Annotated in this window: 28 protein-coding genes and 1 tRNA gene; 11 read left to right on the forward strand and 18 right to left on the reverse strand. The window is 66.4% G+C overall.

Features of this window, described 5'->3' with window-relative positions:
- Position 1 precedes the first annotated feature (1 nt).
- The 9 genes from NR101_RS04305 to NR101_RS04345 are packed head-to-tail and all read left to right on the forward strand — an operon-like array spanning position 2 to position 6,235.
- Positions 2 to 232: a hypothetical protein gene (locus NR101_RS04305; RefSeq protein ID WP_256775454.1), complete on the forward strand. Its 231-nt coding sequence runs from the start codon at positions 2 to 4 to the stop codon at positions 230 to 232.
- Positions 229 to 402 (forward strand): hypothetical protein, encoded by a 174-nt coding sequence (locus NR101_RS04310; RefSeq protein WP_256775455.1) that lies wholly within the window; start codon positions 229 to 231, stop codon positions 400 to 402. The genes NR101_RS04305 and NR101_RS04310 overlap by 4 nt, the downstream gene beginning before the upstream one ends.
- Positions 399 to 650, forward strand: coding sequence for a hypothetical protein (locus NR101_RS04315; protein ID WP_256775456.1), 252 nt, complete (start codon positions 399 to 401; stop codon positions 648 to 650). Before NR101_RS04310 ends, NR101_RS04315 begins: the two co-directional genes overlap by 4 nt.
- A gap of 3 nt (positions 651 to 653) precedes the next feature.
- Positions 654 to 1,556, forward strand: coding sequence for a recombination-associated protein RdgC (locus tag NR101_RS04320; protein ID WP_256775457.1), 903 nt, complete (start codon positions 654 to 656; stop codon positions 1,554 to 1,556).
- A 2-nt stretch (positions 1,557 to 1,558) separates the two neighbouring features.
- On the forward strand, positions 1,559 to 2,182 hold the full coding sequence (locus NR101_RS04325) for a hypothetical protein (RefSeq protein WP_256775458.1): 624 nt from the start codon (positions 1,559 to 1,561) through the stop codon (positions 2,180 to 2,182).
- Positions 2,179 to 2,499, forward strand: coding sequence for a hypothetical protein (locus NR101_RS04330; RefSeq protein WP_256775459.1), 321 nt, complete (start codon positions 2,179 to 2,181; stop codon positions 2,497 to 2,499). Before NR101_RS04325 ends, NR101_RS04330 begins: the two co-directional genes overlap by 4 nt.
- Positions 2,489 to 3,196: a hypothetical protein gene (locus tag NR101_RS04335; RefSeq protein WP_256775460.1), complete on the forward strand. Its 708-nt coding sequence runs from the start codon at positions 2,489 to 2,491 to the stop codon at positions 3,194 to 3,196. Before NR101_RS04330 ends, NR101_RS04335 begins: the two co-directional genes overlap by 11 nt.
- Complete coding sequence (locus NR101_RS04340; RefSeq protein WP_256775461.1) at positions 3,193 to 4,215, forward strand: UvrB/UvrC motif-containing protein; 1,023 nt, start codon at positions 3,193 to 3,195, stop codon at positions 4,213 to 4,215. The genes NR101_RS04335 and NR101_RS04340 overlap by 4 nt, the downstream gene beginning before the upstream one ends.
- Positions 4,208 to 6,235: a DNA cytosine methyltransferase gene (locus NR101_RS04345; protein ID WP_256775462.1), complete on the forward strand. Its 2,028-nt coding sequence runs from the start codon at positions 4,208 to 4,210 to the stop codon at positions 6,233 to 6,235. Before NR101_RS04340 ends, NR101_RS04345 begins: the two co-directional genes overlap by 8 nt.
- A gap of 5 nt (positions 6,236 to 6,240) precedes the next feature.
- Here NR101_RS04345 and NR101_RS04350 read toward each other — a convergent pair whose 3' ends face one another.
- Positions 6,241 to 6,717 (reverse strand): hypothetical protein, encoded by a 477-nt coding sequence (locus NR101_RS04350; protein WP_256775463.1) that lies wholly within the window; start codon positions 6,715 to 6,717, stop codon positions 6,241 to 6,243.
- A gap of 97 nt (positions 6,718 to 6,814) precedes the next feature.
- On the opposite strand from NR101_RS04350, the gene NR101_RS04355 reads away from it, so the two are divergent.
- Both NR101_RS04355 and NR101_RS04360 read left to right on the forward strand, forming a co-directional pair.
- On the forward strand, positions 6,815 to 7,090 hold the full coding sequence (locus tag NR101_RS04355; protein WP_256775464.1) for a hypothetical protein: 276 nt from the start codon (positions 6,815 to 6,817) through the stop codon (positions 7,088 to 7,090).
- 104 nt (positions 7,091 to 7,194) lie between these two features.
- On the forward strand, positions 7,195 to 8,283 hold the full coding sequence (locus NR101_RS04360; protein WP_345779475.1) for an integrase: 1,089 nt from the start codon (positions 7,195 to 7,197) through the stop codon (positions 8,281 to 8,283).
- A 26-nt stretch (positions 8,284 to 8,309) separates the two neighbouring features.
- Here NR101_RS04360 and NR101_RS04365 read toward each other — a convergent pair.
- The 17 genes from NR101_RS04365 to NR101_RS04445 all read right to left on the reverse strand — a co-directional run bounded on the left by NR101_RS04365 (position 8,310) and on the right by NR101_RS04445 (position 22,438).
- Positions 8,310 to 8,385 (reverse strand) — tRNA-Lys (locus NR101_RS04365).
- Positions 8,386 to 8,460: 75 nt separating this feature from the next.
- Positions 8,461 to 9,126, reverse strand: coding sequence for a 7-cyano-7-deazaguanine synthase QueC (gene queC, locus NR101_RS04370; protein WP_256775466.1), 666 nt, complete (start codon positions 9,124 to 9,126; stop codon positions 8,461 to 8,463).
- A gap of 100 nt (positions 9,127 to 9,226) precedes the next feature.
- The gene (queE, locus tag NR101_RS04375) at positions 9,227 to 9,925 is read right to left on the reverse strand and encodes a 7-carboxy-7-deazaguanine synthase QueE (protein WP_256775467.1); all 699 of its coding nucleotides are present in this window, start codon (positions 9,923 to 9,925) and stop codon (positions 9,227 to 9,229) included.
- 132 nt (positions 9,926 to 10,057) lie between these two features.
- Complete coding sequence (gene ybgF / locus NR101_RS04380) at positions 10,058 to 10,867, reverse strand: tol-pal system protein YbgF (protein ID WP_256775468.1); 810 nt, start codon at positions 10,865 to 10,867, stop codon at positions 10,058 to 10,060.
- Positions 10,868 to 10,870: 3 nt separating this feature from the next.
- On the reverse strand, positions 10,871 to 11,389 hold the full coding sequence (pal, locus tag NR101_RS04385) for a peptidoglycan-associated lipoprotein Pal (protein WP_256775469.1): 519 nt from the start codon (positions 11,387 to 11,389) through the stop codon (positions 10,871 to 10,873).
- A gap of 65 nt (positions 11,390 to 11,454) precedes the next feature.
- Positions 11,455 to 12,774: a Tol-Pal system beta propeller repeat protein TolB gene (tolB, locus tag NR101_RS04390; RefSeq protein ID WP_256775470.1), complete on the reverse strand. Its 1,320-nt coding sequence runs from the start codon at positions 12,772 to 12,774 to the stop codon at positions 11,455 to 11,457.
- Between the two features lie 163 nt (positions 12,775 to 12,937).
- Positions 12,938 to 13,999 carry a cell envelope integrity protein TolA gene (gene tolA / locus NR101_RS04395; protein WP_256775471.1) on the reverse strand — a complete coding sequence of 354 codons (1,062 nt, stop codon included), beginning with the start codon at positions 13,997 to 13,999 and terminating at the stop codon, positions 12,938 to 12,940.
- Entirely contained in the window at positions 13,989 to 14,417 is a 429-nt protein-coding gene (gene tolR, locus NR101_RS04400) for a protein TolR (RefSeq protein ID WP_256775472.1), read from the reverse strand. The genes tolA and tolR overlap by 11 nt, the downstream gene beginning before the upstream one ends.
- A gap of 24 nt (positions 14,418 to 14,441) precedes the next feature.
- The gene (tolQ, locus tag NR101_RS04405) at positions 14,442 to 15,221 is read right to left on the reverse strand and encodes a protein TolQ (protein WP_137190120.1); all 780 of its coding nucleotides are present in this window, start codon (positions 15,219 to 15,221) and stop codon (positions 14,442 to 14,444) included.
- Positions 15,222 to 15,231: 10 nt separating this feature from the next.
- Positions 15,232 to 15,663 carry a tol-pal system-associated acyl-CoA thioesterase gene (ybgC, locus tag NR101_RS04410; protein ID WP_256775473.1) on the reverse strand — a complete coding sequence of 144 codons (432 nt, stop codon included), beginning with the start codon at positions 15,661 to 15,663 and terminating at the stop codon, positions 15,232 to 15,234.
- Positions 15,653 to 16,693 carry a Holliday junction branch migration DNA helicase RuvB gene (ruvB, locus tag NR101_RS04415; RefSeq protein ID WP_256775474.1) on the reverse strand — a complete coding sequence of 347 codons (1,041 nt, stop codon included), beginning with the start codon at positions 16,691 to 16,693 and terminating at the stop codon, positions 15,653 to 15,655. The genes ybgC and ruvB overlap by 11 nt, the downstream gene beginning before the upstream one ends.
- Positions 16,694 to 17,108: 415 nt before the next feature.
- Entirely contained in the window at positions 17,109 to 18,959 is a 1,851-nt protein-coding gene (locus NR101_RS04420) for a potassium transporter Kup (protein WP_256775532.1), read from the reverse strand.
- A gap of 118 nt (positions 18,960 to 19,077) precedes the next feature.
- Positions 19,078 to 19,668 carry a Holliday junction branch migration protein RuvA gene (gene ruvA / locus NR101_RS04425; protein WP_256775475.1) on the reverse strand — a complete coding sequence of 197 codons (591 nt, stop codon included), beginning with the start codon at positions 19,666 to 19,668 and terminating at the stop codon, positions 19,078 to 19,080.
- A gap of 10 nt (positions 19,669 to 19,678) precedes the next feature.
- Complete coding sequence (gene ruvC, locus NR101_RS04430) at positions 19,679 to 20,200, reverse strand: crossover junction endodeoxyribonuclease RuvC (RefSeq protein ID WP_256775476.1); 522 nt, start codon at positions 20,198 to 20,200, stop codon at positions 19,679 to 19,681.
- Positions 20,201 to 20,329: 129 nt separating this feature from the next.
- Positions 20,330 to 21,061 (reverse strand): YebC/PmpR family DNA-binding transcriptional regulator, encoded by a 732-nt coding sequence (locus NR101_RS04435; RefSeq protein ID WP_256775477.1) that lies wholly within the window; start codon positions 21,059 to 21,061, stop codon positions 20,330 to 20,332.
- 94 nt (positions 21,062 to 21,155) lie between these two features.
- Positions 21,156 to 21,788 carry an alpha/beta fold hydrolase gene (locus NR101_RS04440; RefSeq protein WP_256775478.1) on the reverse strand — a complete coding sequence of 211 codons (633 nt, stop codon included), beginning with the start codon at positions 21,786 to 21,788 and terminating at the stop codon, positions 21,156 to 21,158.
- A 125-nt stretch (positions 21,789 to 21,913) separates the two neighbouring features.
- On the reverse strand, positions 21,914 to 22,438 hold the full coding sequence (locus NR101_RS04445; RefSeq protein ID WP_256775479.1) for a GNAT family N-acetyltransferase: 525 nt from the start codon (positions 22,436 to 22,438) through the stop codon (positions 21,914 to 21,916).
- Between the last annotated feature and the right edge of the window lie 8 nt (positions 22,439 to 22,446).

The raw sequence follows: 22,446 nt of genomic DNA on the forward strand, positions 1-22,446 counted from the left end.
CATGAACGTCGAGGTCGACATCGACCTTGAGGAACTGGTCGAGAGCCTTGGTGCCAGCGGCAAGGCTCACCTGCTCAGCCTGTTACGTGATTCGACAAGCGAGCGAAGCGCCTGCGGACGCTCGTTCGACCAGGTGATTGACGCAGCGCACGCCGCAGTGCGTGCCATGCCGAATCCGCCGCGGGAGTTCTCCGACCTCCTGTGGATCGTCCACAACAGGGCAACGCCATGAGCCGCCCCGTCCCCGACCCTACCCCCGACCAAGTGGCCGCCATGCAGCGCGCGAAGAAGCCGACCTATCACCCCTATCGGGTGTGGCATGCGCCGGCGGACGTCGCCCGCGCGCTGGTTGAGGAATCGGAGAAGGTCGTGCCGCGGCGCGAACGGCTGGTGCGCGGATGAGCAGCCACCTTCGCCTCCTGGGCCGGGGACTCGACGCAGTGCTGCTGCCGGACACCGCCCCAATCACCGCCGACCAGCGCCTTGAACGCTACTACCGCGCCGTCTTGGCGCACCCAGGCGCGATGCGCGGCCTGCGCATCCAGCTGGGCGAGTGCTTCCAGTCTGCGTGGAAGCGCGGCGCCAAGCCCCGCCTGTCCCATCTGCATGTTGACCATCCGCTGATCTTCAGCGTCCTCCGAGAGCCCTGAGCCATGTTCTTCCGCAACTTGATGATGTTCAGCTATCCCCAGCTGCCGATGTTCGATTGGCAGGATGGCCTCAAGCATGCTGCGTTGAAGCCGGTTGGCCCGCTGGAACTGGTGTCGGCCGGCTTCATTTCCCCCTTCGGCCGCGAAGAGAAGGACCTGCTGTCGCACAGCATCGGCGATGCCATGTGGCTGTCTGTAGGCGCGGAAGAGAAGATTCTGCCCGGCGCGGTGGTCAGCAACTTGCTGGCGCACAAGCTGGAGGAAATCGAAGAGAAGGAGGGACGCAAGCCCGGTGGACGTGAGCGCAAACGCCTCAAGGACGACCTGTTCCATGAGCTGCTGCCCCGCGCCTTCGTCCGCACCTCTCGCACCGACCTGATCCTCGATCACCAGCGCGGCATCGTTTTCGTCGACACCAGCAGCCGCAAGACGGGCGAGAACATGATCAGCCAGCTGCGCAGCGCGGTCGGCAGCTTCCCTGCCCTGCACGTGAACCCCGAGGTATCCCCCATGGCGATCCTCACCGGTTGGATTGCCGGTGGGGAGCTGCCGGACGGTCTGAGCCTGGGCGAAGAGTGCGAGCTGCGCGACGTGGCCGAGGGCGGCGCAATCGTGAAGTGCCAGCATCAGGAACTGCGCTGCGAAGAGGTCGATCTGCACCTGCAGTCGGGAAAGCTGGTTACCCGGCTGGCTCTGGTGCTCAATGACCACCTGTCCTTCGTCCTCGGCGACGACCTGGTCGTGCGGAAGCTGCGCTTTCTGGATGGCGCGCTGGACCAGCTGGAAGACAAAGACGATGACGGTCGCCGTGCCGAACTGGATGCGCGCTTTGTCTTGCAGTCGGGCGAGCTGGGGCAGCTGTATGACCTGCTGGCCGACACCTTCGAATTCTCGAAGGTGGCCTGAGCATGCCTGCCACCAATCCCATGCCGCGGAAGGGTCCGAACAACGCGCGCGGCGCCGGCGGCCGCTCTGTGCGCGTTCCGCTGGGGGTATCGACCGTCCGCGCGGTCTTGCGCCGGCACATCCGGGAAGAACACTGCCGCATGCAGGACCTTATGGTGCCCTGGCACTGCAAACGCCAGACGGTCTACGACATCTTCCACGACGGCCGCCCTTTGTCGCCGCAGCACGTTGAAGCCGCGATCGGATGGCTGGGCCTAGACGAGTTCGACGCCAACGAGCTGCGGCTGCTCGGTGCGAGCGAGGCCGGTTGGAAGCTGGACCCAGCTTTCCTTGCGGTAGTGCTGGAAGGCGGCGTACAGGGTTCCGGCGACCTGGCCGCGCGGCGTGCAGAGCAGCTGGGGCTGCGCCAGGACAGCGCGCGGATCAGCGCGCTTCAAAAGCACTGCTGGGCGCTGGAACCCCTGGCCCTGCCGGTGGCCGGCGGCGACGACGCCGACATCGGCTGGCGCGTCATCGACTTCCACTGCGCAGCACCTGAGCGGCGCATCGTCGCCGAGACCGGCGAGGACGACCCGCGCGCGGTGCTGGACGCTGCACTGCGCGCGCTGCAGGCGGCGCCGGCATGAACGAGTGCCTCGTACTCGACGCTGTAGCTGAGCGGCCGCCGCGCCGGATGAAGCAGCCGACCAAGGACACGATCCGCGCCTGGCTCAGAAGCGCGGAGGCCCGGGCAGCACAACTGCAGACCGAAGTGAGTGACCTACGCGCCGAGCAGCTCCACCCGGATGAACGCACCCGGCTCGTTGCCGACCTGGTGCACGCCGCGGCCGCTCTCGGCCACCACAAGACGCTGCGCAGCAGCAGCGATCGAACGATCAACCACTGGCAGGCTCGCGTAGACGCGCTCGCGGCCGCACTGAAAGGAGAGCAGCATGGACGTTGAAAAGACCCCCGCACCTACCTGCACCTGCCCGTCGGGCGGCGGTTCGCTGCGCTGGCCCTGCCCGGCCCATGGCGCAGTGCCGGCGATCAACCTGCATCACGAGCCGCTCGGCTTCGTACTGTTCCCGCTCTCCGCGGCCGCCGTAGCGCCGCACGTCGCCGAGTACATCATCGGCTTCAATTTCGATGAAGTGCGCGACGTGTACGGCGAGCGCTTCGCAATTTTCTGGCAGGGCTTGGTCGGCAAGTTCACCGAAGTGGCGCCGGCGCTCTACATCACCACGGACCTGGCCGCCGACTTCGCCTGCACGCTGGCCCAGCACCTCGCCGCCCGCCAGCCGGCGGCGCAGCCCTACTCAATCGACACGGACCCGGCCGGCATCCGTGCTCGCGTCGCCGACGTAATCACCGGCACGCTGATGGTTGGCGCGCAGGGTCATACCCCGCCGCCGGCTGGCCACTGGGCCGAGCCCTTCTGGCAGATGGCTCGGGCAGACGCCGCCGCGCAGGGCATCGGCCTGAGGCAGCAACTGGATGCCGCCCGCTGGCGCTGGGTGCGCGAACAGAGCGGCGTCACCGTGTCGGTGGAAGAAGCAGATGACGATGGCGACCTGGCGTTCGTATCCGGGCACACGCCGGAAGAGCTGGATGCAGCGATCGACGGCCAGCGCAATGCAGGGACGGGGGTGGGGGCGTGAGCGCGCTCGCTCGCAACGGCAGCGTCTGCTTCAACGACGCGAGCCTCTCTGTTTGGGAAGAGCCTGGCAGGGCTGCGATGGATAACGATGCGTGGGAGAGCGCGATCAAAAAGGACGTGTTCGCGCGAATCGTCCAGCAACTGAATCGCATGGGATGGACCTGCGAGGTTCCGGCCGAAATGGTTAACCGATACAGCCTTTCCTTCGCTCGAAACTACAGGTCATGCCGCAAGGGTGACCTGCATGGAGAATTGCGCCTCGGTGGGCGTCACATCGAATTTGCGATGTGGCAGGAGCTGCACAACGTCTCCAACCGCAACGGCGGGCGCTACGACTTCGACAAGGAGCAGCGCATGCCCTATCTGTTGCGCCTCCAGATGCAGATCACGAGGTGCCGGTTGCGCGACTACCTGGTGAACGTTTTCGATGGCTACGTGTTCACCCCCGAACGGGTCAGCAGCCCCAATCCCGATCCCCTCGCTTACTTCAATGCCAGCTGGGATGGCGAGTACGAAAAGAGGCGAGGCACTCATCGCTTTGAGCGTGGTCCAGATGGCTGGCCGTCAGAGCGCGCGATCAGCAGCTGGGATCGGAAGGATGCCGACGGCAGGCCGTTGTCCCATGGGGAGGTGCGTTGGATGCGCGATCGCCAAGGGCGCCTGCGTCGGGGCCGGGTGTATGGCGGGATCAATGGGATGTGGATGCTCGTATATGGGCCCGGCCCCCGTGACCACACACACGAGAGCGCACGCAATTTCTTCACCTACGCGCCGGATATGCCTCGAAAGCAGGTGCCGGAGCACCACCGCAAGAAGAGATTGCAGGCGGAACTCGCCCGCGCCGTGAGCGCAATGAATTTTGAGCGCGCCGCAGTGCTGCGGGAAGTCCTCTGCCCGGAAGGAATCACCGCCGGCACCGCACCGGCCACCACAGCCACGCTGGCCACCGTCAAGCCGCCGCGCAACCTGCGCGTTCGCGTCCCCGCCGTCGCAGAAATCAAGGAATGCACCCATGGCTGATGGCTCCCGCTCCTTCAACTTCCCCCTGCCGCAGCGCTCCCGCCTGCGGCCCGGTGAGATTGTGGTCGACCTCTTTGCCGGCGGCGGCGGCGCCAGCGAGGCGCTGAAACAGGCACTGGGCCAGGACCCGGCGCTCGCCTACAACCACGACGCGCTGGCCATCGGCATGCACGCGGCGAACCACCCGCTCACCAGTCACCATCGTGAGGACATCTGGCATGCGGACCCGCGCGTAGACGTGGCCGGCCGCGCGATCGGCTGGTTCCATGCTTCCCCGGACTGCACCCACTTCAGCCAGGCCAAGGGCGGCCAGCCGCGCAGCCGGAAGACCCGTGCCCTGTCTTGGGTCGTGCTCAAGTGGATCGGCATGCTGCTGCGCGCCGACCTGGTTAACGGCACCAACACCGCGCCGCGCATCTTCTCGATGGAGAACGTTTGGCAAATCCTGACCTGGGGCCCGCTGATCGCCAAGCGCTGCAAGACCACCGGTCGCGTCCTGAAGATGGACGGCACCGTCGCAGCGCGCGGCGAGCGAGTGCCGGTCGAGCATCAGCAGCTGGTGCCGGACAAGAGCCGCGCCGGCCGCACGTGGCGGCAGTTCGTCGCCGCGCTACGTGCGCTGGGCTACGCGGTCGAATGGCGAAAACTGGTGGCGAGCGACTACGGCGCCGGCACCAGCCGGGAGCGCCTGTTCCTGCTGGGCCGCCGCGACGGCGAGCCGATCGTGTGGCCTGCGGCAAGCCACGGCACCGCGCCCGGCCAGAAGCCGCGCGTATCGGCCGCCGACTGCCTAGACTTCAGCATCCCCTGCCCGTCCATCTTCGGGCGAAAGCGTGACCTCGCGGACGCCACCATGCGCCGCGTCGCCAAGGGCGTGATGCGGCACGTGCTACAAGCCCCTGATCCCTTCGTGGTGCCGGTGCCGGTGCCGGCGAGCTGGGCGGACAACAGCGCATCCGCCGCAGCCTTCATTGCCGAGCATGCCAACGCCAGCAACCAGCGCACGATGGCGGGCGACGAGCCGCTCCGCACAGTTTGCGCCGGGGTGAAGGGCGGTCACTTCTCCGTGGTCACCCCGATCCTCGCCGGCGTCGGAGGGCGCGCAGGCCAGTCGGAGCCGCGCTCCGGCGGCGACCCTCTGTACACGATGACCGCGAAGGCGGATACCGCGCTGGTGGCGCCTGTGCTCGTGCAGGCCGCGCACGGCGAAGGCCGGCCGGGTGGAGTGCAGCGCTGGGGCATCGGCAGTAAGAACGCCCGGGAGCCGGTCGGAACTGTCACTGCCAGCGGCAGCGGCGGTCACGCCGTGGCGGCTGCGAGCCTCGTTACCCTTCGCAACAACATGGCAGGCGCCGATGCACAGGAGCCTCTGTCGACCATCGCGGCCCAAGGCGGCCACCATGCGCTGGCCTGCGTTCATCTGACCGCGATGGCACAGAACGTCGTGGGCAATGATCTACGTGACCCGGTCCCGACCGAACTTGCCGGGGCAGCGCGCTTTGGCGTCGTATCCGCATTCGTGGAGCAGGCCAATGGCGGCTTCTACCAAGGCGCAGGCAACGATGCCCGCGAGCCGGTCAGCACCATCACTGCCAGCGGTAGCCAGCAGCGACTGGTCAGCGCAGGCCTGGCCGAGCTGTCGCCGGATCAGGAAGCAGGGGCACTGCGCGTGGCCGCCTTCTTGGTGAAGTACTACGGCACCGGCGCCAACGTGCCGAGCCTGACAGACCCGGCCGATACCATCACCACGAAGGACCGGCTGGCGCTCGTCACCGTGGTGATCAAGGGCACGCCCTACGTCATCGTGGATATCGGCCTGCGGATGCTAAAGCCGCACGAGCTGTACCGCGCACAGGGCTTCCCGGTCGGTTACATCATCGATCGCACCGCCGACGGCACGCCGCTCACCACCAGCGCCGCAGTACGCATGGTCGGCAACAGCGTCAGCCCGCCGCCGCTGCGCGCCCTGGCCGAGGCCAATCTCGACCGAGTCGCGATGCAACAGGCTGCCGCTGCATGAAGGCTCTACGATTTCCGCAGCGATTCCAGCTCGGCCAGCACGTCGGCCAGCCCACTGTTGCTGGCCAGCGCGCGCGCATGCCTGGACAACTCGCCATCGACAGCATGCAGCCAGTCATCCGCGCGGTTCCGCAAGGCTATGTTCGCGGCTTCCAGCACCACCAGGTGCCGCGCGTTTCGGAGATGCTCGGCCAGTTTGGGGCCGAACACCGACAGCAGTGTGGCTCCCGGCTCCTGCAGCAGATTCTCCGCGTTATCGCCAGCGCTGCCCCCGTGGTGCACTTGGTACGCGAGCGCTTCAAACAGGTCAGCCATGCTCCGGTCCTTTCCGGGTGCAGGCGCCACACGGCGCCGATGCTGAGCAGTTGCGAGTTTCTTTGCGATCAAGTCGTGGATTTCGGCCTGCTCCCGGAGGCCTGCGGCGTAACCGAGCGCAGTGCCGCGCAGCTCGGCGTGAGTGGAACTGGCGAACTGATTTTTCATCGCGGCGATCGTACGGATCGCCGTCTCAAGAGTTGATAGAGGTGCCCGATGAATTCTGATCTTTGCGCCGTGCGGGCGGCGAATGAACCCGTGTCAGATGGCTGCGTTTCATCCCAAGACGCTGGGGGGTTGCATGGGCGCCGCTGAGAAACTACCGGAGATTTACACGTTCCGTGATCTGCAGCAGATGTGCCAACCGGGCAAGAACCCACGCCGCGCAACCGTTGTGGCATGGGCGGATCGGGAAGGTATAGCCTATCGGTATGACGGCTGCGGCGGAATTTGGACCACACACCAAGCCATCAACGTCGCCTTGGGCTTGAAGAAGCCTGGTGTCGTCGAAGCGCAGTATTCACCCGAGGACATCGCGTAATGCCACGGCCACGCAAGCACAACCCCACCATCCCTGCCCACATCGACCAACCCAGGATTCCGAAAGGGGTCTACTGGGATTCCTCCGGCAACGGACGGTGGTACGTGCTCGAGTTTCCTCGTAAGGCTGTGACCGTGGCCAGTTCAAAGGCGCTCCTGTCCGACCTGCACGCGATTATGGAAGCCCGCGCGGGCACGGCCGCGCGCGGAACCGTGGGCTACGTAATGGACCGGTTCCACGAGAGCACCAAGTTTGCTGAGCTGTCTGCCGGCACAAGAAAGGGCTACGAGCACCAGCGACAGGTAGTGCGAACATACAAAACCGGCCTTGGCCTGACACTCGACAAGCTGGCCGTCTCGAGGCTGTCGGTGCCAGCGATTCAGCGCATTGTTGAAGTGATCGCCAAGGGTCGGGGCGAAGTGCGCGGCATGCCATCGAAGGCGAACCACCTCCTGCGATACCTGAGCCGTGTGTTCGCTTGGGGCGTGCAGCACGGGGCGTGCCAGAACAACCCCGCCAGTGGGGCCGCGCAGGTCAAGGAACGCGGCCAGTTCAAAATGCCCACGCCCGAGACGTTCAGCAAGGTGGCGCACTTCGCGGTCGCCCGGGGAGAGCGCAAGGCTCACACCGAGGGGAGCGTCGCCCCCTACCTGGGCCACCTGATGATCATTGCCTACGCATGCCGCCTGCGCGGCATTGAAGCTGTGACCCTGACCGACGCCAACGCCACCGATGACGGTGTGCTGAGTAACCGCCGGAAGGGGAGCCGAGACAACGTGACGCGCTGGACACCGGAGCTGCGTGACGCATGGGACGCGTTGGTCAACCTTCGCAAGGACGCCGAGAAGCGGCACGACAGGCCCGCGCAGCTTCGACCGGAACTGCGCTACCTGGTGGTCAGTCAGCGTGGCACGCCATTGTCGAAGTCGGCGCTCGACACAGCCTGGCAGCGGCTCATGGCCTTGGCGATGAAGCCAGATGAGCACGGAGTTTCCCTGCTGCAGGAGAGCGAGCACTTCACCCTCCATGGCATCAAGCACCGCGGCATCACCGACAGCAAAGACAAGGCGTCAGGAGGCCATAAATCCGAACGTATGCGACAGCGATACGACCACGAAGTGCCCCTCGTGGAACCTGCAAAACTCCCATCGTTTTCAGGAGTGTTTTCAGGAGGCAACAAAAAGGGCGCCTAGAGCGCCCTTTAAGTCTTTGATGCAATTGGTGGGCCGTGATGGATTCGAACCATCGACCAAAAGATTAAAAGTCTTCTGCTCTACCGACTGAGCTAACGGCCCATTGCATGCCCCGGCATCGCTGCCGGGGGTGCGCATTCTAACCTATCTTGGCGCCAAGGCGTACCCGCCCGGCGATCAAACGTAGCGGGTCGGGTCGGCCACGCCGGCCTCGGTGAAGCCCTGCGCGCGCAGGCGGCAGGCGTCGCAATGGCCGCAGGCCGCGCCGCTGTCGTCGGCGTTGTAGCAGGACACGGTCAAGCCGAAATCCACGCCCAGGCGTACGCCTTCACGCACGATGTCGGCCTTGCTCAGGAACTGCAGCGGCGCGTGGACCTGGATCCCCGCCCCTTCCACGCCGGCCTTGGTGGCCAGGTTGGCAAGGGCCTGGAAGGCCTCGATGAACTCGGGCCGGCAATCCGGGTAGCCGGAGTAATCCACTGCGTTGACGCCGCAGAAGATGTCATTGGCGCCCAGCACTTCGGCCCAGCCCAGCGCGACGGACAGCATGATGGTGTTGCGCGCCGGCACGTAGGTGACCGGGATGCCCTCGCCGCCCGCTTCGGGCACGTCGATGTCATCGGTCAGCGCCGAGCCGCCGATGCTGCGCAGGTCGACGTTGACGGTCTTGTGGGCGACCACGCCCAGCGCCTTGGACACCGCGGCCGCCGCATCGAGTTCAGAGGTGTGCCGCTGGCCATAGCGCACGCTGAGCGCATGCACGGCGAAGCCCTGTTCCTGGGCAATGGCGATGACGGCGGCGGAGTCCATGCCGCCGGACAGGAGGACGACTGCTTTCTTCATGGGGGTGTTTCCGGTGGGTTGCGGGAGCCAGCACGCTGTCCCGCGCCGGAATGACTTCAAAAAGAGGCGTGGCGAGCGGCGGACGCGCGCTCGCCGACGATCAACGGCCGGGTTCGTCGTCCCAGAGGATCTTGTGCAGCTGCATCTGGAAGCGCACCGGCAGGCGATCAGCGACGATCCAGTCGGCCAGCTCGCGCGGGCTGACCTGGCCCTTGCTCGGCGAGAACAACACCATCGCGCGTGCGTTGAGCGTGTGTTCGGCCACCATCGCCCGTGCCCACTCGTAGTCCTCGCGGCTGCACACGACGAACTTGATCTGGTCGCGGCGGGTCAGCAGCGACAGGTTCTGCAGAAGGTTGCGGGCCATTTCGCCAGAGCCCGGGGTCTTGAGGTCCACCACGCGTGATACGCGCGGATCGACCGCGCTGACATCCAGCGCGCCGGAGGTTTCCAGCGAGACATCCAGGCCGGCATCGCACAGCTTCTCCAGCAGCACCAGGCAGCGCTTTTGCGCCAGCGGCTCGCCCCCGGTCACGCAGACGTGGTGGACACCCTGGGCCAGGACCTCGGCGACGATCGCGTCGATGTCCCACCAAGTGCCGCCATGGAACGCGTAGGCGGTGTCGCAGTAGGTGCAGCGCAGCGGGCAGCCGGTCAGGCGCACGAACACGGTCGGCCAGCCGGCGGTGTCGGCCTCGCCCTGCAGCGAGGTGAAGATCTCGGTGATCTTCAGGCGCGGCAACGGCGACTGCACGATCTCGCTGGGGAGCGCGGCGGCGGCGGACAAGGAGACGGTCATGGCGGTGATTCTTGGGTACGGCTGCGGAAACGGCTATAGCCGAGCATGGCTCGGCTCTACGGGAGCCCCGATATCGGGGGGGTGCAACCGGTGATTATACCGGCCTGGCCGCAGGGAGCGACCCGGCGCGGTTCAGCGGATCTGCTGACCCAGCCGGATCGACTGCAGACGGTCCTGCGCGGTGCGCGCGGCGTCGGAACCGGGATAGGTGGACACCACCTGTTCCAGGGTTGCCTGGGCCTGGTCGACCTTGCCTTCGCCATACTGCGACAGGCCGATCTTGAGCAGGCCACCGGACGCCTTGTCGTGGGTCGGGTAGCGCGAGATGAGGTCGCGGAACTGCGCCTCAGCCAGCGGGAAATTTCGGGTGGCGTAGTAACTCTCACCCAGCCAATACAGGGCATTGGGGGTGTAGACGCCGTTGGGGTACAGCTCGAGGAAGCTCAGGAACAGCTGCGCCGAATCATCGTACTTGCCAGCCTTGAGCGAATTGAACGCGACGTTGTACGCAGTGCGCTCATCGCCACTGGCCGACAGGCTGCCAGCGTCCCCATGCACGGAAGGCGGCCGCTCGGAAGCGGCCGTTGCCGGTATCGGGGGTGCTGCGACGGGCTTGGGCGCGGCGGCAGCGGGTGCGGCGGGCAGCACGGGGGCGCCGCCTTCGAGACGGTTCAGGCGGCTGTCCAGGTCCAGGTACTGGTCCTTGGCAGACTGCTTGAGCTGCTCGTTGTCATGTTGCAACTGCTCTACCTGCGACTGCAGCGCCTGCATCTGCGTGCGGAGCTGGTTGAGCTGGTTGAGCATGTCCATGTTGGACTGGTTGTTCTGCACCTGCTGCTCAAGCGAACCGACCCGGTCGGCCAGGCTCTGGCGCTGCGCATTGGCCGGAGCGGCAGCCACGAGGGCTGCCGCAACGATCATCGATAGAAATCGAAAGCGCATCTATTACTGAGCCGTGTACACGATCTCGACGCGACGGTTCTGCGACCAGCAGGACTCGCCCGACTCGGTGCAGACCGGACGCTCTTCGCCGTAGGACACGACGGTCAGCTGCGAAGCCGAGCCACCGTTGGCCTGCAGGGCGGAGTTGACGCCATTGCCACGACGCTCACCCAGGGCCTGGTTGTACGCGCGCGAACCGCGCTCGTCGGTGTGGCCCTGCAGGGTGATGCGCGAGGACGGACGGTCACGCAGGTACTTGGCGTGGCAGGCCATGATGGCCTGGAATTCCGGCTTCACTTCTTCCTTGTCCAGGTCGAAGTACACCACGCGCTGGCGCAGGCAGGAATCGGTATCCAGGTCGCCCGGGCCGTACAGGCCGGAGGTCGACGGACCGGTCGGGGTGGAGGTCGAGGAGCCGGTGTCAACCGGGGCTGCCGGCTGTTCCTTCACCTTCTTCGAGCAACCGGCCAGGGCGGCCACGGACAACAGGGAGACAAGCAGAACTCGGGTGGACTTGTTCATGGCGATACCTTTGAGGCTCCTAAAGCCGGATGAGGGATGAATACGGTGGAAATCTTAACACTCTGTTAGCGCTTTGTACGGTAAGGCGACCAAGAAGGCTCACGAACATCACCGTCTGCCAGCACCAGCCGCTGGCGCACGCGCGCATCGGCCGAGACGGCATACAACACTCCACGACCACCCTCACGGGCGGCGTACAACACCATGCTTGCATTGGGCGCAAAGCTAGGCGATTCGTCCAGCGAACCCGGGGACAGCGTGCTCCAGCGCGGGGAGCCCAGGCTGCTGTCCATCATCGCGATCTTGTAGGTGTTGCCGCTGCCTTGGGCCACCACCAGCTTCTTGCCGTCGAAGGACAGGCTCGGGGTGGCGTTGTAGTTGCCCTGGAAGGTCACGCGCGAGGCGCTGCCACCGCTGGAGGACACCTGGTAGATCTGCGGGCGGCCGCCACGGTCGGAGGTGAAGTAGACGTTGGAACCGTCGGCACTCCAGGTCGGCTCGGTGTCGATGGCGAAATGGTTGGTCAGCTGGGTCAGCTGCTTGCTGCCCAGGTCCATCACGTAGATTTCCGGGTTGCCGCTGCGCGACAGCGACAGGGCCAGGCGACGCCCGTCCGGGGAGAACGACGGGGCGCTGTTGATGCCACGGAAGCTGGTGACCAGTTCACGGGCGCCGGTGGAGATGTTCTGGATGTAGATCGCCGAATTGCCACGCTCGAAGCTGACGTAGGCCAGGCGGTTGCCATCCGGGCTCCACGACGGGGACAGCAGCGGTTCGGCCGAGCGCACGATGGTCTGCGGGTTGAAGCCGTCCGAATCGGCCACCATCAGCGCATAGCGCATGGCATCGCCCTTGCCGCTGGCGGTGACATAGGCGATGCGGGTCCAGAACGCGCCGCGCACCCCGGTGATCTTCTCGTAGATGGCGTCGGCCATCTGGTGGGCGACGTCGCGCATGGCATTGCCACGGGCGGTCATCGCCAGGCCGAGCAGGCGCTCACCCTTGGGCACGTCGTACAGCTCGTACTCGACCCGGTAGGCGCCGGCACCGGCGTCCATGACGCGGCCAACCACGATGTAGTTCTGCTTCAGCGCGCGCCAAGTGGCGAACTGGATCTCGCTGCCACGGGTGGGCTTTTCCACGATCTGCGCTTCGGGCAGGGTGCGGAACTGGCCCGAACGTTCCAGGTCGGCCCGGACCACGGACGCCACGTCGGTCTGTGGTGCACCGGCCGAGCCCTGGTACGGCATGGGCACGACGGTAATGGGGGTAGCGGAGGCGTTGCCGCCGATGATGTCGATATCCAGCCCCTTCTGCTGCGCCAGGGCAGCAAAGGGCAACAACAGGGCCGCAACAACGGCAAGCCAACGAGGCATCTTCTTCATGGAGCACTCAAGAGAGGGAAACCGGAACGAGGGATAACAGGGCGGCGGTGAACCGTTTCGCAATCATGAACCAAGGGTACGTGAAAGCGGAGTCACCGCGCGGCAAAACTCACAGCCCGTTAACGAGCGGGACGGAAAACCGCCCACTCCACCGCACGGGCGATCAGTCCTGGGCGGTGAAGTTGAAGTTGATCGTGCGCTGGAAGACGGTCTCGAACCCGCGGTACGGCAGCGGCTGGGCGTTGAGCACGGCCGCTTCGATCGAGCGCTTGCCGGCCTCGTCAAACGCGCAGTTACCCACGACCTTGGCCTGGATGACCTGCCCGCCCGGAATCTGGGTGATCGAGACCTGGCACTTCTGGCCCAGCGGGACCGAATCGGGACGGGTCCACTGCCCCTTCACCTTCTGCTGGATCGCCGCGGCGTACTTGGCCGACAGATCGTCACTGGTTCCGCCGGCACCGGAGGCCGGCTTGGCGGTGCCGGTGGCGCCAGTAGTGGCGGCCGTACCGCTGGCGGCACGCGCGGCGGTCACCTGGCGCAGCTTCTGCTCGGCCAGCTTGGCTTCGTTTTCAGCCTGGGCGCGCTTGCGGCGGATCTCGGCCAGCTTCTTGTCCTTCTCGGCTTCGGCCTTGGCGTCATTGGCCTTCTGTTCCTGCTCGGCCAGCTTCTTCTTCTGGTCGGCCTCTTCCTGCTGCTTGGCCAGGCGCAGCTTCTGCTCGGCCTGTTCCTGGCGCTTGCGCTCGGTCAGGTCGATCTGTTCCTGGCGGCGCTTGGCTTCCTGTTCCTGCTTGGCCTTTTCGGCGGCGATCGACAACGCACTCACCGCGTCCTGGTCGACCGTATCGGGCTGGGCCACGCGCTCCTGGGCCTGTTGCTGCTGCGGCGTGGGCGCATCCTGCGGACGCGGCTCCTCGATCGGCTGCGGCGGCGGCACGGTGTCTTCGGGAATCGGCTCGGGCGGCGGGACGGGCTCGGGCAGGTCCGGCAGCTTTTCCGAGGCACGCAGCGCCTGGCGCGCAGCGGCCGCCTCGGAGGCGGACAACTGCATGCTGGCTTCGATCGCCGGGTCGCCGGCGGCGGCCTCGGTGGTGCGCTGCGGCGACCACAGCCACGCGCCGATGAACACCAGCGCGAGCAGCAGGTGCACCAGCAGCGCGAGGACGATCGGCAGCCCCCACTCGTTCTGCGCTTGGCGCTGCGGTGGCAGGGCTTCAGCGTGCATCGGTCGCCAGGCCCACCTTTTCGACGTTGGCGCGCTTGATCACGTCCATTGCCGCGATCACCTTTTCATACGACACAACCTTGTCGGCAGCGACGATCACGCGCAGGTTCTTGTCCTGCGCGGCCAGCGCGCCCAGCTGCGCCTGCAGCTGGCCGGCGTCCATCAAGGCCGGTTCCTTGGCCTCGGGCACCTTCAGGCTGAGCTGCCCGTCCAGGCGCACCGACACGATGACCGGGTCCTGCTTGCTTTCCAGGGCCTTGGCCTGGGAGTTGGGCAGGTCGACATCGAAGCTCAGCGTGAGCAGCGGCGCGGTGACCATGAAGATGATCAGCAGCACCAGCATGACGTCGATGTACGGCACGACGTTGATTTCGGATTTGAGCTTGCGGCGCTTGCGGCGGCCGAGGGCAGCAGTCATGGCAGGGTCCTTGTGCTGGGGCGCTTACTCGTCGCCCGCGCTCTGGCGCTGCAGGATCGAGCTGAACTCTTCTGCGAAGGTTTCGAAACGGACCGACATGCGCTCCACGCGGGTGGTGAAGCGGTTGTAGGCCCACACGGCCGGGATCGCCACGAACAGGCCGATGGCGGTGGCGAACAGGGCTTCGGAGATGCCCGGCGCGACCGAGGCGATGCCAGCCTGTTCACCGCTGTTGATCATGTCGTGCATGGTTACCATGATGCCGAACACGGTGCCGACCAGACCCACGTAGGGCGCGGTGGAACCGATGTTGGCCAGCAGTTCCAGGCTGCGCTCCATCTGGTCCACTTCACGGGTGTAAGTGGTGCGCATGGCGCGCTGGGCGCCTTCAAGCTGGGCACGACCGTCCAGCCGGCGCTTGTCGCGCAGGCGGGTGAATTCGCGGAAGCCGGCTTCGAAGATCGCCTCCAGGCCGCCCACCTTGCGGTTGCGGTCGGTGGCCGAGCTGTACAGCTTGCCCAGGTCCGCACCGGACCAGAAGCGGCTTTCGAACTCGTCGGCCTCGCGGTTGGCGGCGTTGAACACGCGCGCCTTGCGGAAGATGATCACCCAGCTGATGAACGACCCGGCCAGCAGCAACAGCACGATGATCTTCACCGGCAGGCTGGCCTTGATCATCAGGTCCAGGTAATTGATGCCACCGCCATGCGCGGCCTGCGCGACAGTCTGCGCCGCGGCGCTGGTGACTTCCTGCGGCAGCGCTTCGGTCACCGTGGCCTGCAGGGCCAGGAGCATTGCGATCATCCGTTGTTCCTCACTGTGCGGATACTTGAAGTTCGTAGGGTTTCAACGCGGCGAGGAGAGCATCGTCCATGCCACGTGGTTTGAAAGTGGAGGCATCCAATGCCGCGATCCTGACCTGGGCAGTCAGCAGCGTTTCATCGCCGCGACACACGCGCTGGTCGAACACCATGCTGGCGCGCTTGCACTGCACCAGCGTGGCGGTCACGTCCAGCGCATCGTCCAGCCGCGCCGGCTTGAGAAAATCCAGGGTCATCGCGCGGACCGCGAACACCATGCCGTGGTCGGTGCGCGTACGCTCCTGGCCAAAGCCCAGCGCCCGCATCCATTCGGTCCGTGCGCGTTCCATGAAGGCCACATAGCGCGCGTGGTAGACCACGCCGCCAGCGTCGGTATCTTCCCAGTAGATGCGTGTCGGCCAACTGAACCGGGGATCAACCGCCATCGATGCTCTCCGCGAACAGGTCCGCCGGCGGGTTCTTCGGCTTGAGCCCCATGTGCCGGTACGCCTTGTGCGTGCACATGCGGCCACGCGCGGTACGGATCAGGAAGCCCTGCTGGATCAGGTACGGCTCGACCACGTCTTCCAGCGTGCCGCGCTCTTCGGACAGCGCCGCGGCCAGCGATTCGATCCCCACCGGACCACCATCAAAATAGTCGACCATGGTCCGCAGCATGCGCCGGTCCAGCTCGTCGAAGCCTTCCGGGTCCACCTTGAGCATCTGCATGGCCGCCTGCGCCACGTCCTGGTCGATATGCCCGGCCGCCTTGACCTGGGCATAGTCGCGGACCCGGCGCAGCAGCCGGTTGGCGATACGCGGGGTGCCGCGTGAGCGCCGCGCGATCTCGGCCGCGCCGTCGGCGGTGCAGTCGATGTTGAGGATCGCCGCCGAGCGCCGCACGATCTTGGTCAGCTCTTCGGGGGTGTAGAACTCCAGCCGATGCACGATACCGAAACGGTCGCGCAGGGGCGCGGTCAGCAGTCCGGCACGGGTGGTGGCCCCGATCAGGGTGAACGGCGGCAGGTCGATCTTGATCGAGCGGGCTGCAGGGCCGTCGCCGATCATGATGTCGATCTGGAAGTCCTCCATCGCCGGGTACAGCACTTCTTCCACCACCGGCGACAGGCGGTGGATTTCGTCGATGAACAGCACATCGTGCGGCTGCAGGTTGGTCAGCAGCGCGGCCAGGTCGCCGGCCTTTTCGATCACCGGCCCGGACGTCACACGCAGGGCCACGCCCAGCTCGTTGGCGATCACATGGCTCAAGGTGGTCTTGCCCAGCCCCGGCGGCCCGAAGATCAGCACGTGGTCGAGCGCGTCGCCCCGGGCCTTGGTCGCCTCGATATAGATCGACAGCTGCTCGCGCACCGGCGCCTGGCCCAGGTAATCGGCCATGCGCTTGGGGCGGATGCTGGCGTCGGTGCCCTCGTCTTCCCGGGTGGCGCCGGCACCGATGATGCGGTCGTCTGTCATTCGGCAATTATGCGGCAAAAGGAGGAGGATTCGGTTGGGCTGCGCCCGGCAGAGGCTTGGGCAACGGCTACGGCTACGGCACAGGCACAGGCACAAGCAACAGCCGCTGTACTGAGGGACGGCGGGATGGGTCCGGTTCCGGGGGACGCTGCAAGTACGTCCCTGTAAGCTCGGTCGCCGCATCCATGCGGCTCACGCCCCCGCAACCGGACCCACCCCGCCTTCGCCAACACGCCGTGCGCCGCCAGGCAAGCAAAGCCGTGACATCTTTCTCCACCGCTCGCGCCAACCGTCTGGAGGAGAGCCCCCTTGGTGTTCAAGGGGGCGCGCCGAAGGCGCGGGGATCAGGTGGAATGCGCCCGGGTCCCAAGGTTTGCGAAGCAAACCTTGGGCCGCAGGTGGCGATCTGACGGAGTCAGATCTCCACCTGCGCCCCCAGCTCTACCAGCCGGTTGCCCGGAATCCGGAAGAACCCGGTCGCCGGGGCCGCGTTCCGGTGCATCAGCGCGAACAGCTTGTCGCGCCAGATCGGCATGCCGCGATTGGCCGTGGCCACGATCGTCTCGCGGCTGGCGAAGAAGGTCGTGTCCATCGGGTCGAAGTAGATCCCGCCGTGGTCGCACGAGCGCATCAGCGCCAGCGGCACGTCCGGGGTCTCCATGAAGCCGAAGCGCACGTAGATCCGGTAGAACTCATCGCCCACCGACTCGATCTTCAGGCGCTGGCCCTCCGGCGCATACGGCACCGGCAGGGTCACCACGTGCAGGAACACATTGCGCTCGTGCAGCACCTTGTTGTGCTTGAGGTTGTGCATCAGCGCATGCGGGGCCACGGTCGGGTCGGCGGTCAGGAACACCGCCGTGCCCGGCACGCGTACCGGCGGGGCCAGCATCAGCCCGGGCAGGAAGGTATCGATGCGGATACCGTCCTTGCGGATCTCATCGCGCAGCAGTTCGCGGCCCCGCCGCCAGGTGCGCATCATCGTGAACAGCACGATGCCCAGCACCACCGGGAACCACGCGCCCTGCAGCAGCTTGGCGCCGTTGGCGATCACAAAGCCCAGGTCGATGATGAAGAAGATCACGCACAGCGGAATGATCCAGTACCGCGAGGTCGGCCACAGCGCGCGCGCCACCAGCTCCAGCAGCAGGGTATCGATGAGCATGGTCGCCGACACCGAGATGCCGTAGGCCACCGCCAGGTTGGACGAGCTGCGGAAGGCCAGCACCAGCCCGATCACCATCACCGCGATGCCCCAGTTGATGCCCGGGATGTAGATCTGGCCGATGGTGTCGTGGGAGGTGTGGGTAATGCGCATGCGCGGGATGTAGCCCAGCTGCATGGCCTGGCGCGACACCGAGAACGCCCCGGTGATCACCGACTGCGAGGCGATCACCGCGGCCATGGTCGCCAGGATGATCATCGGGTACAGCGCCCAGTCCGGCACCGCCTCGAAGAACGGGTTCTTCACCGCTTCGGGATTGTTGAGCACCAGCGCGCCCTGCCCCAGGTAATTCAGCACCAGGCACGGCAGCACGAAGAAGTACCAGGCGTGGCGGATCGGCTTGGCCCCGAAGTGGCCCATGTCCGCGTACAGCGCCTCGCCACCGGTCACGGCCAGCACCACCGCACCGAGGATGAAAATGCCGTGCCAGCCATGTTCCATGAAGAAGCGCAGCGCCCACATCGGGTTGAACGCCTTGAGCACCTCGGGCGCATCGACGATGTTCCAGATGCCGATGGCGGCCAGCGAAATGAACCAGATCGAGGTGATCGGCCCAAACAGCTTGCCGATCTTCTCGGTGCCAAAGCGCTGTACGGCAAACACCGCCAACAGCACCACCACGGTGATCGGCACGATGAACGCATGCAGGCCCGGCGCGGCTACCTCCAGGCCCTCGACCGCACCCAGCACCGAAATGGCCGGGGTGATCACCCCGTCGCCGAAGAACAGCGAGGCGCCGAAGATGCCCAGGATGCCCACCACGTAGGCCGAGCGCGAGCCGTTGCGCAGGGTGCGCTGGGTGAGCGCCATCAAGGCCATGATGCCGCCTTCGCCCTCGTTGTCGGCGCGCATGATGATGGTGACGTACTTGAGCGTGACCACGATGTTCAGCGCCCAGAACGCCAGCGACAGCACGCCCAGCACGGTGTCGTGGTCGCTGCTGAGGCCGTAATGCGGGGAGAAGGCCTCCTTCAGCGTGTACAGCGGGCTGGTGCCGATGTCGCCGAACACCACGCCGATGGCGCCGATGATCAGCGCCATGCCGCCGGCCGCGGGCGCGTGGCCGTGCGCGGCATGGCCGCTGTCGTGCTGGGTGGGAGAGGTGGACATGAGGCTCCGGGCGGACGCGGTCGGTATCAGGAAGCAGGCAGCGCGCGCGTCAGCGCAGCGCGGCCTGCAGGGCCTTGCGGATGACGGTGGCGACATCGTCGCCGTCGACGTTGGCATCGCGCGCCATGCGCGCGGCCTCGGCCGGCTTGTAGCCCAGCTGCTGCAGCGCCACGGTCGCCTCGGACACCGGGTCGGTGGCCGGCGCGGCACCGGCGATCGGCGCCCCGCCGCCGCCGAAGTTGGCCGCGCGGTCGCGCAGTTCCAGCACCATGCGCTCGGCGGTCTTCTTGCCGATGCCGGGGATGCGGGTCAGCGCGGTGATGTCACCGGCCTGCAGCATGCGGGCGAATTCGTCCACGCTTACCCCGGACAGCACGGCCAGCGCGATCTTGGCGCCGATCCCGCTGACCTTCTGCACATCGCGGAACAGGCGGCGCTCGCCTTCGCGCAGGAAGCCGTACAGCGCAACGCTGTCTTCCTTCTGCGTGTAGTGGGTGAACAGGGTGACCTCGCGGCCCAGTTCGGGCAGGTCGTAGAAGGTGCTCATGGGCGCCTCCAGCTCGTAGCCGACGCCATTGACGTCGATGAGCAGCCACGGCGGCGCCTTGTAGGCCACGATCCCGCGCAGACGACCAATCATGCAGTTTTCCTCATTTCCGGCTCCAGGCCATGCGGGCGTTGACGCCCAGGCGCTGCGCCGTGGCCCGTACGTGGGCGTGGGTGATGGCCACGGCCAACGCATCGGCGGCGTCGGCCTGCAGCTTGGTTTTCAGGTTGAGCATAAGCCCGACCATGTGTTGGACCTGTTGCTTTTCCGCACCGCCCCGGCCGACCACGGCCAGCTTGATTTCGGTGGCCGCATACTCGCTGACCGGCAGGTCGCGCATGACCACGGCGGAAATCGCCGCGCCGCGCGCCTGGCCCAGCTTCAACGCCGAGTCCGGGTTGCGGGCCATGAACACCTTTTCGATGGCGACCTCGTCCGGGCGGTATTCCTCCACCAGGGCGGTCAGCCCCACCACCAGCAGCTTCATCCGCTGGGGGAAGTCGTCCGCGCCCAGCAGCACCAGCGGCAGGTGGTGCACATGCACGACCTTGCCGGCGGCGTCCACATCAATGATGCCCACCCCGGTACGTTGCGAACCGGGGTCGATGCCGAGGATGCGGGTCATGCGGCACGCACACGGCCGCCCGCGGCCCGGAACGGACAGCTGCGGCGGCGATAACAGGGAACGGCGAAAGTCATCATGGTCCGCATTGTCCGCTCACCGGTCGCGCAAAGCGACCGGTGACGCGCACGCTCAGGCGTAGGCGTCCGCGCCGAGATCGGCGTTGGAGAATACGTCCTGCACGTCGTCCAGGTCTTCGAGCATGTCCAGCAGCTTCTTGACCTGCAGGGCGGTGTCGCCCTCGACCGCGATGTCGTTGTCGGCACGGAAGGTGAGCTCGGCGTGGTCGGGTTTCAGACCACCGGCTTCCATCGCATCCTTCACGGCGTGATAGGCGTCGGCGGCGGTCAGCACGTCGATCGCCCCGTCTTCGGGGTAGACCACGATGTCATCCGCGCCGGCCTCGATGGCCGCCTCGGTGACGGCCTCTTCATTGGCGCCGGCGGCGAAATGCAGCACGCCCACCCGCTTGAACATGAAGGAGACCGAGCCTTCGGTACCCATGTTGCCGCCGCACTTGCTGAACGCATGGCGGACATCGGCCACGGTGCGGACACGGTTGTCGGTCAGGCAGTCCACGATCACGGCCACGCCACCGGGGGCATAGCCCTCGTAGCGGATCTCTTCGTATTCCACGCCTTCCAGTTCACCGGTGGCTTTCTTGATGGCCCGTTCGATCACGTCCTTGGACATGTTCGAGGCCAGGCCCTTGTCCATCGCCACGCGCAGCCGCGGGTTGTTGTTGGGGTCGCCTCCACCGCCGCGCGCGGCAACGCCGATCTCGCGGATGATCTTGGTGAAAATCTTGCCGCGCTTCGCGTCAGACGCGTTTTTGCGGTTCTCGATCGAGGGGCCTCTACCCATGGGTATTTCCGTGCTTGCGTGAGGAACAGGGCGCGGATTCTACCTGATCGCCCCCCGCGACCGTGTTAGTCGCGGTCCCGACCGCCGCCAGGGCTCAGGCGGCGTGGGCGGCGCGGTCGGGGCAGAAGTGGCCATCGCGCAGGAACGCGGCGGTCTGGCGCGCCGCCTCCGGGGAAAACACCAGCCCGCTGTGGCTGGCCGGGACCACGCAGTGATCGGCCAGGCCGGGCAGTTGGGTCTCATCCAAGGCTACGGTGCCGTCGGACGCCTCGCCGATCGCGCCCAGCAGGCTGCCCAGCCCGTGCGGGACCGAACCTGCGATCAGGCCGACCCGGGCCCTGCCCTCCCAGGCCGGCAGGCCATCGAGCAGCAACTCGCTGCTGCGGCCCAGCGCCAGCGACCAGCCGTGCTCGGCCAGCGAGCGGGCGGTGCCGCTGCCGCGCAGGGGCGAGCCTAGGCAGACCACGCGCGAAACCGGCAGGTCCGGTTGCTGGCGCAGCGCTTCCAGCGCAACCAGGCCGCCCAGGCTATGCCCGACCAGCGAGACCGGACCGCTGTTCCTCAGCCGCTCCAACAACTGTGGAACGGCCACATCCGGGCCGCCGAACACACTGGAATAGCCGAAGGTATCCACGGAGAAGCCGCGGGCACGCAGCCGCCAGGCCAGCGGGCCTACCCAGGCGCGCGCATTCCAGATGCCGTGCAGCAGTAAAACAGGGGGATTCATGCACTCAGCCTAGCCGTTCCGGCGTGGGACCTGCGGGAGGAAACAAGACCATTAGACGAATGGACCGCGCAACGGCGGGTGAAGCCGTTGCGCCCCATGCGGATCGAGGCAGGAAAGGATGAAACTCAGAGCGCCGGGGTCGGACTACGCTTCAGGATGAATTCCAGGTCGCGCACGCTGCCGACCGGGAACTCATAGGTGCCGACCTTGCTGAACCCGTAGCGCGCGTAGAAGCGTTGCGCGCCGAAGTTCTCCGACCACACGCCCAGCCACAGCGTGCGCGGGCCGTTGTGCTCGAGCCATTCCAGCGCCGTTTCCAGCAACCGGCTGCCCCAGCCGCAGCTCTGTTCATCCTTGATCAGGTACAGCCGCTTGAGCTCGCCGTCGCCGGGCTGCACCTCCGGATGCGGCAGGCCGCAGGGGCCGGCGGCGGCATGGCCGACAGCCACCCCGTCCCGTTCCAGCAACCACACCGCATAGTCCGGGTGGTCCAGGATGATGCGCTGGCGATCCACCGCATAGGCTTCCTCGAGGAAGCCCTGCAGGTCTTGGGCCGGGTAGAGATGGCCGAAGGTTTCCACGAAGGTACGCGTGGCCAGCACCGACAGGGTCGGTGCGTCTTCGACGGTGGCACGACGGATGGTGTACATGGCGGGCT

Source organism: Stenotrophomonas sp. Ste86, assembly GCF_024519465.1.
Lineage (GTDB): Bacteria > Pseudomonadota > Gammaproteobacteria > Xanthomonadales > Xanthomonadaceae > Stenotrophomonas.